Raw genomic sequence first — 18,024 nt, forward strand, 5'->3', positions numbered from 1 at the left:
CTTAACGGTGATAAGGGTGGTTTTGGAGAATACTCCAAGCACGATACAACTGTTCAGCAACTAGTACTCGAACCAGTGGATGAGGAAGCGTTAACGGAGATAGACACCATTTTTGCTCAGCTCTAGCCAAACACTCTGGGGCTAGTCCTTCTGGCCCTCCCACTAATAGGGCAACATTACGTCCATCAAGCCGCCAGCCCGAGAGCTGGTCAGCAAGTTGCTCCGTAGACCAGGGCTTTCCAGTAAGGTCTAACGCTATCACCCTGTCACTTGGAGCAATAGCCGCGAGCATCTGCTCCCCCTCTTTTTTTTGAGCCCGCTTTAAATCGCTGCCTTTGGTACGTTTTGCTAAAGGAATCTCACAGCTTTCTAGCTTACAGTCAGAAGGCAGTCGCTTGGCATATTCACTATAGCCAGCAACAACCCATGAGGGCATCTTAGTGCCCACAGCAATTAAGCGAACTCGCATATCAGAAAACCTTACTAGTGCTGATGCTCTAAGCTAGCAGTAGAGGTTTCCCATAGCCGCTCCAAGTCATAGAACTGACGAGTAGCAGGCAACATAATATGAGTTACAACATCACCCAAGTCGACCAGCACCCACTCAGCAGAGTCCTGCCCTTCAACCCCTAATGGGCGAACACCATTTTCTTTGGCTTTTTCAATAATTGAATCAGCAAGAGATTTGATATGGCGGTTGGAGGTTCCACTGACAATAATCATATGATCGGTAACGCTGGTCATACCTTTCACATCGAGGCAGGTTATGTCGTTCCCTTTCATATCTTCAAGGGTATCAACAACAAGCTGCTTAAGTTGTTCAGAATACATATAGGTTTTGTTAGTCCTCTTTCTTTACCAAACATAACGCCAGCTAAGCTGGCAAGTGTTACTGACGAATGTGCCCATCCCCCAGTACCACATATTTTTGCGAGGTTAAGCCTTCAAGACCCACAGGCCCTCTCGCATGAATCTTATCTGTAGAAATACCAATTTCAGCACCAAGGCCATATTCAAAGCCATCTGCAAAACCAGTCGAGGCATTAACCATGACAGAGCTAGAATCCACCTCAGTTAAAAAAGCTCTCGCTTTTGTATAATTTTCTGTCACGATGGCATCCGTATGATGAGAGCCATAGTGATTAATATGCTCAATGGCTTCCGCCATATCAGCCACTATTTTCACTGATAATATTGGCGCCAGGTATTCGGTATACCAGTCTTCTTCACCAGCAGGGTTCATACCAGCTACTATTGACAAGGTACGATCACAGCCTCTTAGCTCAACCCCTGTGGCAAGATACATGTCTGCTAGTTTCGGCAACAAACCGGCTGCTTGCTGTTCATTTATTAACAATGTTTCCATTGCATTACAAACACCATAACGGCGAGTTTTCGCATTAATTGCTATTGAGATAGCTTTTTCAGGATCTGCTTCACTATCTATATAAACATGACATACGCCGTCCAGATGCTTTATCACTGGAACAGACGCATCATTACTAATTCGCTCTATTAATCCTTTACCACCACGAGGAACTATCACGTCAACATAGTCAGGCATGGTGATCATTTCACCCACGGCTGCACGGTCAACTGTTTCAACTACCTGCACACTATCTGAAGGTAGCCCCGCTTTTTTAAGCCCTTGCTGAATACACTGGGCAATAGCCTGATTTGAGTGAAAGGCTTCTGAGCCCCCTCTTAAAATGGTGGCATTACCAGACTTTAGGCATAAGCTAGCAGCATCAATGGTGACATTAGGCCGTGACTCGTAAATTATTCCAATCACTCCTAGCGGAACACGCATTTTGCCCACTTGGATACCACTGGGCAAATATTTAAGATCAGCGATTTCACCAATGGGATCAGGTAAGCTGGCTACTTGATTTAAGCCATCAATCATTGCGTCAATTCGTGCGGGAGTTAACTCTAAGCGATCGAGTAGCGCTGCATCCAAACCTTTTTGCTGGCCTTGGGCAAGATCTTGTTGATTTGCAGCAAGTAATGACGAGCGAGAAGCACTTAACGCTTCCGCAATATGAGTTAATGCGGCATTTTTTTGCTGTGTGGGGGCTTTGGCTATTACTTTTGAAGCTTGGCGAGCTCGCTGGCCTACATCTGCCATATACGCTTTCACATCCATACAGCTATCCTAAAGTTGTTATGGTTTAAGTTCAAGCGCTCGATTATAGCCAGCTTCCAGCCTTCTGCACATGATTTGTTAGGATAATTCAACAATTGGCGTTATAGCACCTCTTTTATGAATATCTATAAATTAAGACTAGCAGTTGTGAACACAACCACACTACTAGAGATATCACAGAATACTTGCCTTACTCAGTAAATATCCTCATCACGAATAGAATCTAAAATACCATCTCTAAAGCGATAAACTCGTTTACGATTAGAGCCTTTTTGAAAATAGTCCCACTCTTCAATAATTTGATTGGCAAAGTTATAACCTCGATAAAAATAGCGACCTTTAATGCGCCCGACTAACCTGGCCCTGGTAGGCTCACCACACAAATAAGCGACCAAGGCTATGTTATCACCTTGCTCAATTGCCCCCTTTGGCTCTATACAGTTGACTCGTTTAGCTATATGACCGCCATAGCCACCTGTTTCAATTTTTACTAACTCATCATCTTCAAATGTCAAAATACGTATAAAGCGACTAGAGCTGGCACCATACACCCAAAACTCTTTTGTTATATAGTTTGAGGCCTCAAAACCATCATGATAGCGGCGAATATGCTCAACCACGATTTCCTCTCGAATAGCAGGCTTACCACAACGATTAATCACTTGTCCTGTTGTATACCCCTCAACCACTAGCTTGGTTTTACAACGGAATGCATGACTTGGTAAAGATAACGCCCAGCCAATTACTAAAGAAATGGTTACTGCTATGGCACGAGGAAAATGAAGCATTGAGTTACCTGTGGGTGTTGATTTCTAGTAAGCCCTCATATAACTATACGATCAAAATTCGACCAACTTTGTTTCAACCCATTTCTATACCCACTTGCTATAAACACAAAAGCCAGGAATAACCTGGCTTTTGTGTTTATAGATAAAGAAGCGTTACGCTACTTTAACCACATATGTCCCAAACGCTCTGGCTCAAGTTTAGGCTTAGCAGTTTCATCAGTCAGTGACCGGCGAAGAGCTCGTTCAGGCTGATCTTCTGAGGTTGCTTCCCCTCCATTCACAGATTCTGTAGAGAAGGCATACCACAAGGTCGATAAGCCAATAGCATCTGCATTAATTTCCAAGGCTGCTTTACTGATGTTATCAGTGGTATCACAGGCCGCATGATAGCATGGGTCAAACGGCTCTCCGGCTTTACCACCATACAGTTTCGCTTGGGCTTCGGTCTTTACCCCTTCTGCTCCTGTAAACAAGCCACCAAATGGAATGCCTGCATTAAAGAACGCTGCATAGTCAGAACGGAAGCTGATTTCTGATGGAGTACTCTGAGTACCTTGCATATTGAAGTACAAGTTAAATAAAGCTTCTATCGCATCTGACCCTTTCGGACCTTTCAGCCCAAACTCAGAGCCATCTCCATCGTATACACCCAGCTTATAGTTGGGCGAGCCAACCATATCGAAGTTAAGGTAGAGAGCAATTTTATCTTTTTCAGCATCAGATAAAGACTCAACATACTTAGTTGAACCAATCAAACCAAACTCTTCAGCTCCCCACCAGGCAAACCGCAGTTTATTCTTCGGCATCACCCGCTTCATTTTTAATGCCACTTCTAAAATTGCAGCACTACCAGAACCATTGTCATTAATACCTGGCCCATCATCAACAGAATCTAAATGAGCGCCAACCATGACAACATTATTTGGATTGCCCAAACGGCTCTCAGCAATCACGTTGTAAGTGGTGGTTTCAGTACGATCGACTTTAACTGACATATTCAGCGTTAATCCAGAAGTGTCAGCCCAGCTCACACCTTTGTCGTAGGTAGCGAAAAAAACCGGGATACCTCCACTATAGTCAGATGATAAAGTACCACTCATCAAACCTTTTCGGTCATCAGAATTACCCTGGTTAAAAATGATTGCACCAACAGCACCTGCATTGGCTGCATTTTCAGCTTTTTGTTGAAAAGAGCAACTTCCCCGCTGAATTAACGCAACATGGCCTTGAGGAAACCCAACAAAATCATCAGCCTCACAGCCACTGCTTGACTTGTTATCTGGCCCTAAGTCAAGATCCACAGCAGTAACCAACGCTGTTTCATCCCCACCATCACTATGGGACATAACCCGGAAATCCTTATCTTCCTCATAAACATCGCCTCTAGGTGAGGTTTGCTTCAACGTAGCAGGACCTAGTTTTTTAAACTGCCGAAAAGAAAAAGGGTTAAGCTCTACCTTATAACCGGCAGCGGACATTTTATGAGCAATATACTGCACTGACTGGGTATAACCATTTGAACCAGAAACCCGAGTACCATTATTAGCGTCAGCAATTGCCTGCAACACATTTAAATGCTGCACAACACCATTTGCTGTTACACAACGCATTAAACGCCAAGGGGTGTTATTTGCACGATATTCACAAGACCAGCCTTCATCAGAGTCATGAACAGGCCCATCGTTAGCTAGCGCATTTCCAGAGGCTCCTATAACGCTTAGCATAATAGGGAGCAGTGTTTTCTTCATGGAATCCCTCCATTTTATTATTTTTTTAATGTCCTAATTTCATGCATGTACATAAAATTATATGACTAGACAACACTGATTTTATTTAAAATAAGTACTTACCAGCCTATCCCTTTCAATTTTGTAATTTAAATATCAAATAAAACCAGCAGTATCAACAACCAACAAATTGTCGATATACTACTTTTTAACACCTATAAAAAGATTTGACGATTAAAAAATTAAATTTTCGACAAAAGTATAAAAAACGAACGGCAGTACAAATATATTTTTATTAATTCATTTCTTTAGTAATGCCAGTAAATGCTTGAAAACCTCAGTATAAAAAATTTTATAAAACGACTAATCATCACCGTTAACAAGCTATCATCTACTCCCTTTTTTTCGGTAAGATAGCGCTTCCCTTTGATAGATCGGAAGCTCTATGGACCTTTCTGCCGTACAACCTCTACTTGACTGGTTATCTGCAAACCAACAGTGGCTTGCTATTGCAATCTTGCTGTTTGCCTTTTTTGAGTCTCTCGCTATAGTCGGAATTATTATACCAGGGGTTGCCTTACTTTATGGTGTAGCTGCTTTAGCTGGCAATCTGGAAATGAGTATCTGGCTAGTTCTTGGGTGTGGGTTTATAGGCGCTGTTCTAGGAGATGGTATTAGCTTTTTAGTGGGCCATCATTATCACGAGCAAATTAAGCAACGTTGGCCGTTTAATCGTTACCCTACATTTATTGAACGTGGTGAATCCTTCTTCAACAAACATGGCGGTAAAAGTATTGCAATTGGCCGTTTTGTTGGCCCCATCAGACCAGTAATTCCTCTGGTGGCAGGTATTTTGAACATGCCTGTTGGCCGTTTCCTATTAATCAATATTTGTTCGGCAGTCGCTTGGGCACCTGTCTATTTATTACCAGGTTATGTTTCAGGGCTTCTATTACAGGCTTCATTTGAGCTACCCCGATCCTTTTACCTGGGGCTGACAATTATCACCTTAGGTATAGGTGTCATCTGTTGGCTAGTCAGCCAAACCACTCACCAACTCACAGCAAATCAGCGAGGCTACCAGTGGTTTGCCCAACATTTTGTTAACAAGCCCTGGTGGCAACGGTTTTGCTCCCCTCGACAACAAATCAACCATAGCTTTCCATTAGCAGACTTATTAGCCAGCATAGTTTGCGCAATTCTGTTCATTACGCTATTTATCACTATCACACAAAACTGGTGGGATGATATTAATCAGGGTTTACTCAGCTATTTTATTAATCTGCACCAACCATTAATTGATAATGCAGTAATTGGGATTACCTTACTGGGTGACACTCAGAATATTTTACTACTTACTGTATTCGCTGTGTGCTGGCTATGGTTTAGCCAGTATCGCGCTACTGCAATATACGTGGGTGGATGCATGATCACTGCCCAACTTATTACTTGGGGCCTTAAAGTCTCATTGGCCTGGCCTCGTCCCGATGTACTAATGCAACTACCAAGCCCCTACTCTTTTCCTAGCGGTCATACTACACTGCTCTCCACTTTAGCGTTAACTATTAGCTGTTTAGTTGCTACTGAGCAGCCCATAAAAAAACGTTGGTGGATTTACTTTCTAGGCATATTACCAGGCTGCTTGGTGGGCTTTAGTCGAGTTTACTTAGGTAGCCATTGGTTCACTGATATTCTGGCTGGATTAATTCTTAGTATTATTATCACCGCACTAGCTCGGTTCTTTTATACACCTCACGACAAGACCAGCCTCCACACGAATTTTGCTTTATTTGTATTGCTAGCAGGTGTATTACTAATAAGCTCTGCTTATGTTGTGTTCACTTTCCCTGAAGCACAACAGCTTTATCTTCTTAAATAAGTTAAACAGCAGCTTGGGCCATGTCATCCAGTAAATGGCTGATCTGTGCTAACCGCAGTAAAGGGTTATTGAGTTCCAGCAACAACTGTTTCTGTTGTAAGCTAAAGGGTAAATAGTTTGCTAGTTGCCAACCAACTATCAGTCCATTGTTCAGATTACTTGATACGTCTAGATCAGCCACCACAGGATGAGCCAGCAACGCTCCTAACACTTCGGCCAAACACTGATATTTTTTAGGTAATGATATCGACTGCTCAATAGGTAAAGGAGAAACTTCTGCCACCATTAAACCACTGCCTTCCAACCAGCTGGAGCCAATTACTACCTTGTCTTGCCCCATGACTGTTACCCCTAAAAGTCCATTAGGTAATTGGCCAAAATCCACTATTTGAGCTAGCGTCCCTACGCAATAAACTTTAGGCATAATTGCTGCCTGGTGGGTAGATTTAACCAGCGCAATAACAAAACCACCCCCTGCTTTTAAGCTTTGTGACAGCATATCTAAATAACGTGGTTCAAATATTTGTAATGGGAGTTTGCACTTAGGAAAGAGTACGGTATTGAGGGGAAAAATGGGGATTGACGCCATCTGCTATGCTCCCTAACCAAGTATTTGCAACCACTACTTAATAAGACCGCAGCCCGTTTGGTTTATTCTCAAACGTCAATCCACACCACTTATATGTATACTCAGTTACTCTCCCCAACGGGGTAGCAACTGATGATCAATACCTAGTTGGTTTAAAATCCGAGCCACTACAAAATCCACCATATCATCAACTGACTGCGGCTTCTGATAAAACCCTGGGCTGGCTGGCAAAATGGTCACACCTAGCTGAGCCAGCTTTAACATGTGTTCTAAGTGAATGGCTGAATAAGGAGCTTCTCTTGGTACCAGAATCAGCTGGCGACGCTCTTTCAAAGCAACATCAGCCGCTCGCTCAATTAAGTTATTGCTGGCGCCTGTGGCAATAGCTGACAAGGTGCCTGTACTGCATGGGCAAACCACCATTTGACTGGGGGCACCTGAGCCTGATGCGACTGGCGCCATCCACTGCTCACGACCAAACACCTGGATTTGCCCCTGTTTTGCCTGAAACTTTTGCTGAAAATGCTCTGCAAGCAAGTTCGGTTTACCAGGCAACTTCCAGTCTGTTTCAGTTGCCACGACCACTTGGGCAGCCTTGGAAATCATAAAAAATACTTGAACCTGGTGCTGCACTAATACTTCCAGCAGCCTTAAGCCATATTGAGCACCTGAAGCCCCCGTCATCGCTAAGGTGACTGTTTTTTTATACGTTGTACTCAGTTCGGTCATTCTGCTATGGCCTTCGCTATTTGTTGGTGGATACCTTGAAAGCCACCATTACTCATAATAACCACATGACTACCTGGACCAACCTGGGCTTGTACTTGGTCAACAATCTCTGATACCTGTTCACAACACACAGCCTTGCCATTAGCTTGCGCTAAAGCAGCACTAAGATCCCACTCCATCCCCTGCGGTTGATACCAGAACACCAAATCAGCGGCTTGGGTAGACTCTACCAACTGTTGTTTATGTACTCCCATTTTCATAGTGTTAGAACGAGGCTCAATGACTGCAATAATTTTTTCATTGCCCACACTGGCTCTTAAGCCCTCCAACGTGGTAGCAATTGCTGTGGGGTGGTGAGCAAAGTCATCATAGACTTGCACCCCATTTACTTCTGCTATCAGCTCTAGTCGTCGTTTAATTCCTTCGAACTTGCACAGTGCCTTACTGGCTACTTCAGGCAACACCCCCACATGACGAGCAGCCGCAATAGCAGCTAAACCATTCGCCATATTGTGGATGCCTCTTAACTCCCAGTTAACCTCACCTGCCAGTTGCCCATTAAGGTATACCTCAAAGTGACTGGCATCAGGCTTAATCAGCTGCACCTGCCAGCTGCCTTGCGAATCTGAAGAACCAGTTAAATTTAAGGTTTGTGTTGAAGTCCAGCAGCCTTTTTCTATCACTTGGTCAATGGCAGACTCTCCTTCAGGATAAATAACCAAACCATTGCCTGGCACCGTACGAATCAAATGATGAAACTGGGTTTGGATAGCGGCTAAATCAGGAAAAATATCAGCATGATCATACTCAAGATTGTTGATGATCAAGGTTCTTGGCTGATAGTGAACAAATTTGGAGCGCTTATCAAAGAAGGCGCTGTCATATTCATCAGCTTCAACAACAAAAAACGAGCTTTCACCTAAACGGGCTGAATAGCCAAAGTTTTTAGGCACCCCACCAATCAAAAACCCTGGTGACATACCAGCATACTCAAGAATCCAGGCCAGCATGCTAGTAGTGGTGGTTTTACCATGAGTACCAGATACTGCTAACACCCAACGATTCTGCAGCAAGTGTTGAGCTAACCATCCAGGACCTGATATATAGGGAATTCCAGTGTCTAACACGTATTCCACAGCAGGGTTGCCACGAGACATCGCATTACCAATCACTACCAAGTCAGGGGCTGGTGTCAGATGCTCAGGCAAATAGCCCTCTTTAACGTCTATGCCCTGCTCTGAGAGCTGAGTACTCATGGGCGGATAAACATGTTCATCAGACCCTGTTACTTGATAGCCCAGCTCTTTTGCCAGTAAAGCTAAGCTACCCATAAATGTCCCACAAATACCTAAAATATGTATATGCATAAGGGTTTTATCACCTGTGGTTATCTCGCGGTGTTAGACAACACATGAAGGGGGATTATTCAGCTAAGTATAAATCTTGTGCTAAATCCTATAAATAAGGGTGTTTAATCAAAGTAACCAAAATACAATTAAACAAAACTTGTTACCTTGATTCACCTGTGCAACTTTTAACCATGCAAAAAAAGTTAAATTGCTTTATCATTCGCCCCTTTGTGGAAACTGCCTCAGTTGAGAAGTGGCCACTCTACAAGTAAAGCAGCCGCAGCCTAGGACACTTGGGAGCTTAAAACGTTACTTTCTTCAAGAAAGACTCTTATATAATAAAAACGTTATACAGTTTTAGATGCGGTGACAAGAACTCATAACTGGAGTTTTAATTAAATGGCAAAAAAAAATGCCTTTTACGCCCAGTCTGGTGGTGTAACGTCTGTTATCAACGCCACAGCTTGTGGCCTGATTGAAACCGCACGCCGCTATCCTGACTTAATCAATAATGTCTATGCAGGTCATAATGGGATTATTGGCGCACTGACTGAAGACTTAATCGATACCAGTGCAGAAGACTCTGCTACTATTGCCGCACTTAAACATACACCTGGTGGTGCATTTGGCTCATGTCGTTACAAACTGAAAGACCTGGAGAGCAATCGTGCAGAATACGAACGATTGATTGAAGTCTTCCAAGCTCATGACATAGGTTATTTTTTCTACAACGGTGGTGGTGATTCTCAAGATACTGCTTATAAAGTCTCTCAAATCAGTGAAAAGATGGGTTATCCCATTACTTGTATCGGGATTCCTAAAACTATTGACAATGATCTGCCATTCACTGACACCTGCCCTGGCTTTGGCTCTGTTGCAAAATATGTAGCGATTTCTACCAAAGAAGCGGCTTTAGATATTCAATCTATGTGTAAGTCATCCACTAAGGTGTTTATCTTAGAAGTCATGGGACGCCATGCTGGCTGGATTGCTGCTGCAGGTGGTCTTGCTGCTGAAAAAGCTGGTGATCCACCACATCTGATCTTATTCCCTGAAACCGCTTTTGATGAAACTAAGTTTCTAGCCAAAGTAGATGAGGCGGTTAAAGAGCACGGCTACTGCGTTATTGTTGCCTCAGAAGGCACCAGCCATGCGGATGGCTCGTTAATCTCAGCATCAACCACCGTAGTAGATGCTTTCGGTCACCAGCAGCTAGGTGGAATTGCCCCAGTACTAACCAAGCTAATCAAAGACAACTTAGGCTATAAATACCACTACGCAGTTTCTGATTATTTACAACGCGCCGCTCGACATATTTCGTCTAAGGTCGATGTTGAACAAGCCTATGCTGTAGGTAAAGCTGCAGTTGAATTTGCCGTTAATGGTAAAAATGCTGTAATGCCTGTTATCCAGCGCGATAATCAAGCACCTTATCAATGGTCAATTGGTGAAGCCTGTTTAAGCCAAGTAGCTAATCAGGAAAAAATGATGCCTGCTGATTTTATCACTGAAGATGGCTTTGGCATTACCCAAGCTGCTCGCGATTATTTAGAGCCATTAATTCAAGGGGAAGACTATCCTCCTTATAAAGATGGCATGCCAGTATATGCTCGCTTAAAAATGGTGCCTGTCGTTAAGAAACTAAATACTGATTTTAAAGTATAACGCCTAGTGTATAACACCTAATAAGTGGCGCACTGTCGCCACTTATTTTATTCTTTTATGCCTCTCCCCCTAAAACATACCTATTTAAAACCTTTACTCCACTTCTCAGCCTTACGACACCTTCTATAAGCAACTTTTCCCTACTTAGCCTACTATTATTTTAAAGTTTCAAGGATGAAATAAGAATGGAAAATAATAACTCACAACGTTCGTATGCGATTGATGCTTTTCGCGGTATTACTATTGCTTTTATGATCTTGGTTAATACACCTGGCAGCTGGTCTTATGTATATGCTCCATTAAAACATGCCGACTGGCATGGCTGCACACCCACTGATTTAGTATTTCCTTGTTTTTTATTTATCGTTGGTATTTCTATTTACTACTCATTTAAAAAGAAAAATAGCCAACAAGTTATTTATTATAAAATACTCAAACGCACAGTTATTATTTTTGGTATCGGTTTACTATTACATGGCTTCCCCTATTTTAATAAGAGCTTAGCTGATTTACGGATTATGGGGGTATTACAAAGAATCGCTTTAGTCTATTGCTTTAGTGCATTATTAATTCAATGGTTAAAACCCAGGCAGCTAGTTATTGCTGCTTTGATTATTTTACTTGGATATTGGTTAGTTTTATGGGGCTTTGGAAGTAATACTCCTTATTCCATAGCAGGCCCTTACAGTTTGACAGGCAATATCGCTCGCGAGGTCGACCTATGGTTATTAGGTGCCAATCATATGTGGCAGATTAATAGAATACCTTTCGACCCAGAAGGCATTTTAAGCACTTTACCGGCTATCAGTACTTGCTTAATAGGCTATTTGACCGCTTATATAATTAATGAAAAGTCATTAACCAAGCCACAAACCTGTTATTATCTATTGAGTAGTGGCATCCTGCTATCTTTATCAGGTTTGTTATGGAATAGCTATTTTCCTATTAATAAATACCTTTGGACAAGCTCCTATGTGCTTTTTACTGCTGGAATAGCACAGGTTATCCTAGCTTTATTTATTATGGCCGTCGATATAAAAGCCTGGCTTAAGTCAGTCAGACCTCTCCTGATATTTGGTGCAAACCCACTGCTCTCTTATATACTTGCCGATTTATGGGTGCGAGTTTTATTCTTTGTTATTCAAATAAAAGACGACCAGAGTCAAATAATATTTAATGGGTATCAAGCCTTTTATCAAATAGTTTTTGTTCCCCTAGCCGGCAACTGGAATGGTTCACTGCTGTTTGCTTGCTTTCATGTGCTTGCAGTGTGGGCAGTTATGCTGGTTTTCTATAAGAAACGGATTTTTTTTAAAGCTTAGGGATATACACGCTCCTTAGATACTCTTGAGCTGTGGGGATGTCTACTAAAAACCCTAGTGGGCCATGTGCAAAATAAGGTAACAACTTCTTCCCTATTTATCTTCTGGCTGTGTTACTTTTTCTTGACGTAGACTCACTATGCCTGCAAAAAAGCGCCTTACCAGAAAATAAATGGCTTTGAAGACTGTTACCCAACTTTACGCATGGACCACTAGCCCAACAAGGCATCCTTATTTCGCACATTCATTTAGTTACAACGAACTCCCATACAAAAGTGATTGCAATCACTTAAACATTCTATTAACATCCCGCCTAATTATCAGAATGCAGTTTTAAACTTATTCAATCTAAACAGACTTTGAAATGAAATCATTACTCACACAAGCCAACTCAAGACTCACTTTGCATAGCTTAACTGCTGTGAAGCGTGCTGTGTGTTACGTAATGACAACTGCTGCTAGCACTTTAATTATTAATAAACGATCGCCTTCTTAATTTATAAAGAATTCAAGGAGGCTTAGGCCTCCACAAAAACCCTGGTAGGCCTAACAATCACCAGGGTTTTTTTATGCCCTAAAGAAAGTGAACAATATGAAAACCTACGACAAGTTAATAGAAAAAATAGAGTACCGCCAGGGGTTCGTCCGCCTGTGCGACACTCTTGGCTGCGTGGGGTTAAGAATATTTTAGCCTCACTCTGAATCCCACAGGCAAATGGTTGGGAGTTTAATTCCCATTTGCTAGGTATTCGAAAAAAGAGTCTAAAATGAACATCAATAAATTACACAATTTAGGAATAATTGCCCACGTTGATGCGGGAAAGACAACTTTCACTGAAAGGTTGTTATTTGTCACAGGTAAACGCCATTATACCGGTGAGGTCCATAATGGTGAAAGTATGATGGACCATCGACAGCAAGAAAAAGATCGTGGTATCACTATTGAAAGTACCGCTACTTCTATTTTTTGGAATGATGCTCAACTTAATATTATCGATACTCCAGGACACATTGACTTTAATATAGAAGTTAATCGCTCCTTGCGCGTTTTAGATGGAGCTGTTGTTGTATTTGATGCTGTAGCAGGTGTAGAACCACAAACTGAGGTTAATTGGATATTAGCCGACAAGTATCGAGTACCTCGTATTGGTCTGATTAATAAAATGGATCGTATTGGTGCTAATTTCTCTAAAGTAGTGCAGCAAATGGAAAGTACATTTGCACAAAAACCACTACCTTTACAGATGCCAATTATTGATGAGGATGGCTTTACTGGCATCATTGATTTACTCAATATGCACTCCGCTCAGTGGAGTCATTTAAATCAAATTGATGACTTTGTAATAACAGAAATACCTGAACAGTATAAAGTTGAGGCAGAGTTAGCTCGCGAACAATTGGTTGAAAGGTTAGCTGCTGAAGATGAGGCCATTTTAGAATCTTGGGCAGAAGGCAAAATACCAGCTAATTCTGAGTTAGTGGCAGCTATCAGAAGGCAAACCATTGCAGGTAAAATAGTACCTATTTTTGCAGCATCAGCCTATAAAAATATCGGTATTCAGCCTGCATTGGATGCTATTACTCAGTATTTACCAATGCCGATAGAGCGCCCTGAAAGTGTTGATAACCTAACTCAAAAACTGGTAACTAACGAGCTTGATGGTGCTTTTGCTGCTTTAGTGTTTAAAGTGGTCAATGACCCTCACGGTTCTTTGGCATATACCCGAGTATATCGAGGACAACTACAGCGTGCTGATAAATTACTAAATACTCGAACAACTAAAGTACAAAAGGTTGGTCCTATTTATGAAATGCACGCCAATATCCGTACAGAAAAACCAGCAATGGTCTGTGGTGATATAGTAGCTATTGCAGGGTTAAAAGACGTACAAACTGGCGATACCCTTTGTGCAGAAGATATGCCCGTTGCTTTTGAAACAATCACAGCACCTGAACCAGTAATGGAGATGGCAATAGAGCCTGGTGAGCGCAAAAACCAAACTAAATTTAGTTTGGCATTGCAAGCCTTATGTCGTGAAGATCCTAGCTTGCAAATAAAAACAGATAGTCGTACAGGGCAGACCTGTTTAGCAGGTATGGGAGAATTACATTTGGAAATTGCCATAGATCGCTTAAAAACTGATTTTGGCATTACGACCAGGGTTGGAGCTCCACAAGTAGCGCACCGGGAAACACTGATCAAGGCGACAGAAGTTCATGCATTGCATCGTAAGCAAACCGGTGGTCTTGGGCAGTTCGCTGAAGTAAAACTACAGTTTATTCCTTTCGCCAAGGAAGAGCTTGATTCATCAAATGCATATGAGGAGGTAATTTTTGAAAATAAAATTATTGGTGGGGTTATTCCTCAAGAGTTTATCCCTGCTGTAGAGGCAGGTATCCGCCAAAGCGCTAATGAAGGCATTGTAAGCCTCTACCCTTGTGGAGGCTTTAAAGTTGAATTAATTGATGGAAGTTATCATCAAAATGACTCATCACCAATGGCCTTTTCATTAGCTGCAAAACAAGCGGTTAAAAAACTCAAGGAAACAGCCTGTATTCAATTACTAGAGCCCATAATGAAAATAGATATTAATATCCCATCTGAGCATATAGGCTCGGTTATTGGTGATATTAACCGTCGACGTGGGCAGGTCATTGAACAAAACAACGAGTCTCAACGGGCAGTTTTAAAAGCCCAAGCACCATTAGCTGAAATGTTTGGCTACATTGGCTGTTTACGAGCTCTCACAGCAGGAAGAGGACAATTTACCATGTCCTTCTCTCATTATGAGACTGTCCCAAGTATGCTAATCACAAATATTATAGGAGATAAAACATAATCATAAAAAGGCTGCTAGTTTTGGCAGCCTTTTTATTAGTTATGATTTAAATATTTGAAAAAGATCATTAGTAGAATAAATAACTTTGTCACCAACAGATATCTCTTGATTTAACGACTATTATCCTCAGAAGCTTTCTCAGCAAAACTAATTAACTCTACATTAGGAAATATCTGTTGGACTGTTATCAAAAGTTTCTTGTAAGCGTTATTCACTAGATCAGGAAAATATGTGATTGGCTTTGCATTAAAAGTCAGTTGACTGGCATCCAACCCTGTTACTGTAGCTACTTGAAGACCTTGAGTTTGCAGTTCAGCTAAGCGTTGTTGATCTTGTTGGTACAGAGGATTCATTAACGAAGAGAGATAAAAAACTGTTTTATATGGGTAAGCACAATAGTGGTTACCTATATCTTCAAGCCACACTGCTACGGGTATTTTATGGTATTTACCTTCATTTTCGAAAGCGCGGAATTGCTGATCTATTTCTTCACTATGTGAAAAATAAAGATACTCGCCTACCTGACAAACATTGCGATTAAGCTGTTGCTGTTCTTCAACATTTAATGCACAGTACTGACCTTTGCCTTGCAGATCTTCTATTAATGCACTGTAACTAATCAAATTATCAGTTTTAAAGCCACGCATAATACTGTTAAAGTAACTTAGACCACTTTGTGACTTTTCTGTATATAACTTACAAAGCCGCTCATTATTGGCAGTCGCCTTACCAGTGCAAGCTAAAAGCAATATCAAACAACTTATGGCCAAACCAAACTGTTGAAAAAATGTGACCTTTACCCTGTCAATTTTATTATTTTGACTAAATTGTCGCTGCATAAGAAACCCTCAAGGTTACCTATGCAACCCTAGCACAGCTCTATCAGTCTACATACTAGTAATATAGGCAGCGACTGCAGCGATATCTGGTTTTGTTAACCCTGCCGCAATCCCCGGCATGGAGGAACCAGGTAGCTTCCGACGCCCCTGCCTAAATGTGTTTAGGGTATTGATAATATACTGTTCTGGCTGCCCAGCTAAACGAGGAAGGCTATTTTTACCTAATCCTTCAGAACCATGACATGTAGCACAGCGACTGGAAAACAGCACTTTTCCTGCTTGCTTCTGCACATCGTCTGTACTGACTTTTGATGGCTTCACCTGCAAACTTGCATAGTAAAGTGCTAGATTAACTCGCTCTTCTACAGACAAGTTCTTCGCCAGTTTAGCCATGACATAATTATATCGACTGCCTTGGCTAAATGCCTCAAACTGAGTAACCAAATATTCTGGATGCTGGCCCGCTAAATTAGGGATATATTCTTTTACACTATTACCGTCTTTCCCATGACAATAGCCACACAATATTGCTCTTTCTTTACCCAGAGTTATTGACTGTTTTAAGCTATTAGCAGATGACTGTTTATTATTTAACAACTCAACCATTCTTTCAATTTCATTGGCACTATTTAAAGTTGACATCAACAAACCAATAACTACCAAGTACCACTTCATGAAACACCTCTTACCCACAGGTTCAGGGGTAATCCCCAATCCACACCTGCTAACACCAAACTAACCACTATTTTTTTTGTGATACAAATCAATAAATTAACAAGGGGGCCTAGAGTACTTCATTAGAAAGAAAGGAAGTTGACTTAAGTCAATGAAAGATATTCATAAAAGTGACCAAACACAAACTGTTTTATATCACAGCTTACGCGATGTAAAGTTAAGTCAGCCTCTAATATAGCCAAAATTAATGGCAAAAATAATTCAAAAATATAACACAAAAAATAAACCAAACTAAATGTGCGTAGTTGTAACACCGTTATAAAGTAGCTATTTTTGCTAATAATTAAGGAGCTAGCTTATGACCGAGAAGCTTACTAGACTACCCAGTTTGACGCATATTGCCTTACATGTTCAAAGTCTTGATGAATGCATATTATTTTACCAGTCTTATTGTAATATGCAGATTATTCATCAACGTCACAATGATCATTCAACCGTTGTTTGGCTAGCAGAAGCAGGCAGAGAAACAGAAATGATTTTCGTATTAATGTCTGGCGGCCCCTTGCGCCAACAAAATGACCAAGGCTATGGACATTTAGGCTTTGCAGTTGCAAGTCGACAAAGTGTTGATGATATTGCAGCCAAAGCAACACAAGACAATTGCCTTATCTGGCCACCAAAAGAAGACCCTTTTCCTGTTGGTTATTATTGCGGCGTTGTTGACCCAAATGGTAATTATGTAGAGTTTAGCTATGGGCAACCACTTGGCCCAGGAGCAAAGCCTCTCCCCTCATAAGGATCGCAAAAAGTTAGAAAAATTTGCAACGTCAACCAGTTAGACATAATATGTCAGTACGTTACACAATAATACCTAAAGGGGTGTACATAAAATGAAGTGCACAAAATGTAAACAAGGCTTTCTTACACCTATCAAACTCGAACCTGCTTTCCCCTGCCTTGAGTGCAGTGAATGTCAAGGTCATTGGTTATATATGGAAGACTATCTTCGTTGGCTAGAGAAATCTGCAACTGAGGAGACATCTGAGCCACAAGTGAATGAACAGGTTGAAGTTGATGACAGTAAACTCGCTTTATTATGTCCTGAAACAGGCCGAATAATGCTCAAATATAGAATTTCAGCAGATAACTCCCATAAAGTTGACTTAAGCCCTGAAGTTAATGGTATTTGGTTAGATAAAGGTGAATGGACCTTATTAAAAAATGAAGGGTTGGCTCGCAAATTAAACCAAATTTTTACCGAGCCTTGGCAGCGTAAAATTCGAGAACAAACCGCTCAACGTAACTTCGCAGACCAATATAAAAATACGTTTGGCAAAACCGATTATGAAGAGCTCAAGCGTATGCGAGAATGGCTCAATAGCAAAGACAATAAACAAACAATGATAGCTTATTTATTAGCAGAAACCCCTTATTCAGCTCTTCATTAGTTGGCTAGAAAAAGTTGATCCCCTTTCA

At 41.4% G+C, this 18,024-nt stretch carries 16 protein-coding genes; 6 read left to right on the forward strand and 10 right to left on the reverse strand.

Features of this window, described 5'->3' with window-relative positions; all coding sequences use genetic code 11:
• Position 1: 1 nt before the first annotated feature.
• The 5 genes from rlmH to ORQ98_RS07765 form a co-directional block, all read right to left on the reverse strand.
• A complete protein-coding gene (rlmH, locus tag ORQ98_RS07745; RefSeq protein WP_274688221.1) occupies positions 2–469 on the reverse strand; it encodes a 23S rRNA (pseudouridine(1915)-N(3))-methyltransferase RlmH in 468 nt (155 codons plus the stop codon).
• A 14-nt stretch (positions 470–483) separates the two neighbouring features.
• Complete coding sequence (rsfS, locus tag ORQ98_RS07750; RefSeq protein WP_274688222.1) at positions 484–831, reverse strand: ribosome silencing factor; 348 nt, start codon at positions 829–831, stop codon at positions 484–486.
• A gap of 58 nt (positions 832–889) precedes the next feature.
• Positions 890–2,146: a glutamate-5-semialdehyde dehydrogenase gene (locus tag ORQ98_RS07755; protein WP_274688223.1), complete on the reverse strand. Its 1,257-nt coding sequence runs from the start codon at positions 2,144–2,146 to the stop codon at positions 890–892.
• A 194-nt stretch (positions 2,147–2,340) separates the two neighbouring features.
• Positions 2,341–2,934: a DUF2845 domain-containing protein gene (locus ORQ98_RS07760; RefSeq protein ID WP_274688224.1), complete on the reverse strand. Its 594-nt coding sequence runs from the start codon at positions 2,932–2,934 to the stop codon at positions 2,341–2,343.
• Between the two features lie 158 nt (positions 2,935–3,092).
• Positions 3,093–4,682: a M28 family metallopeptidase gene (locus ORQ98_RS07765; protein WP_274688225.1), complete on the reverse strand. Its 1,590-nt coding sequence runs from the start codon at positions 4,680–4,682 to the stop codon at positions 3,093–3,095.
• 424 nt (positions 4,683–5,106) lie between these two features.
• Here ORQ98_RS07765 and ORQ98_RS07770 point away from each other — a divergent pair, with 424 nt between their 5' ends.
• A complete protein-coding gene (locus ORQ98_RS07770; RefSeq protein ID WP_274688226.1) occupies positions 5,107–6,540 on the forward strand; it encodes a bifunctional DedA family/phosphatase PAP2 family protein in 1,434 nt (477 codons plus the stop codon).
• Position 6,541: 1 nt separating this feature from the next.
• Here ORQ98_RS07770 and ORQ98_RS07775 read toward each other — a convergent pair whose 3' ends face one another.
• The 3 genes from ORQ98_RS07775 to mpl form a co-directional block, all read right to left on the reverse strand.
• Entirely contained in the window at positions 6,542–7,129 is a 588-nt protein-coding gene (locus tag ORQ98_RS07775; RefSeq protein ID WP_274688227.1) for an LON peptidase substrate-binding domain-containing protein, read from the reverse strand.
• A gap of 105 nt (positions 7,130–7,234) precedes the next feature.
• Complete coding sequence (locus tag ORQ98_RS07780) at positions 7,235–7,858, reverse strand: flavin prenyltransferase UbiX (RefSeq protein WP_274688228.1); 624 nt, start codon at positions 7,856–7,858, stop codon at positions 7,235–7,237.
• Complete coding sequence (gene mpl, locus ORQ98_RS07785; protein WP_274688229.1) at positions 7,855–9,225, reverse strand: UDP-N-acetylmuramate:L-alanyl-gamma-D-glutamyl-meso-diaminopimelate ligase; 1,371 nt, start codon at positions 9,223–9,225, stop codon at positions 7,855–7,857. Before mpl ends, ORQ98_RS07780 begins: the two co-directional genes overlap by 4 nt.
• A gap of 381 nt (positions 9,226–9,606) precedes the next feature.
• Here mpl and ORQ98_RS07790 point away from each other — a divergent pair, with 381 nt between their 5' ends.
• The 3 genes from ORQ98_RS07790 to fusA all read left to right on the forward strand — a co-directional run bounded on the left by ORQ98_RS07790 (position 9,607) and on the right by fusA (position 15,034).
• Complete coding sequence (locus ORQ98_RS07790) at positions 9,607–10,872, forward strand: 6-phosphofructokinase (RefSeq protein WP_274688230.1); 1,266 nt, start codon at positions 9,607–9,609, stop codon at positions 10,870–10,872.
• Between the two features lie 185 nt (positions 10,873–11,057).
• Complete coding sequence (locus ORQ98_RS07795) at positions 11,058–12,194, forward strand: acyltransferase family protein (RefSeq protein ID WP_274688231.1); 1,137 nt, start codon at positions 11,058–11,060, stop codon at positions 12,192–12,194.
• Positions 12,195–12,961: 767 nt separating this feature from the next.
• The gene (fusA, locus tag ORQ98_RS07800) at positions 12,962–15,034 is read left to right on the forward strand and encodes an elongation factor G (protein ID WP_274688232.1); all 2,073 of its coding nucleotides are present in this window, start codon (positions 12,962–12,964) and stop codon (positions 15,032–15,034) included.
• 110 nt (positions 15,035–15,144) lie between these two features.
• Here fusA and ORQ98_RS07805 read toward each other — a convergent pair whose 3' ends face one another.
• A complete protein-coding gene (locus ORQ98_RS07805) occupies positions 15,145–15,873 on the reverse strand; it encodes a hypothetical protein (RefSeq protein WP_274688233.1) in 729 nt (242 codons plus the stop codon).
• A gap of 48 nt (positions 15,874–15,921) precedes the next feature.
• Positions 15,922–16,548, reverse strand: coding sequence for a c-type cytochrome (locus tag ORQ98_RS07810; RefSeq protein ID WP_274688234.1), 627 nt, complete (start codon positions 16,546–16,548; stop codon positions 15,922–15,924).
• 358 nt (positions 16,549–16,906) lie between these two features.
• Between ORQ98_RS07810 and ORQ98_RS07815 the strand changes: the two genes are divergently transcribed.
• Together ORQ98_RS07815 and ORQ98_RS07820 are read left to right on the forward strand one after the other, a co-directional pair.
• Positions 16,907–17,344 (forward strand): VOC family protein, encoded by a 438-nt coding sequence (locus ORQ98_RS07815; RefSeq protein WP_274688235.1) that lies wholly within the window; start codon positions 16,907–16,909, stop codon positions 17,342–17,344.
• Positions 17,345–17,438: 94 nt separating this feature from the next.
• Positions 17,439–17,996, forward strand: coding sequence for a TFIIB-type zinc ribbon-containing protein (locus ORQ98_RS07820; RefSeq protein WP_274688236.1), 558 nt, complete (start codon positions 17,439–17,441; stop codon positions 17,994–17,996).
• The last annotated feature ends 28 nt before the right edge of the window (positions 17,997–18,024 follow it).

Origin of the sequence: Spartinivicinus poritis, assembly GCF_028858535.1 — a bacterium.
Lineage (GTDB): Bacteria > Pseudomonadota > Gammaproteobacteria > Pseudomonadales > Zooshikellaceae > Spartinivicinus > Spartinivicinus poritis.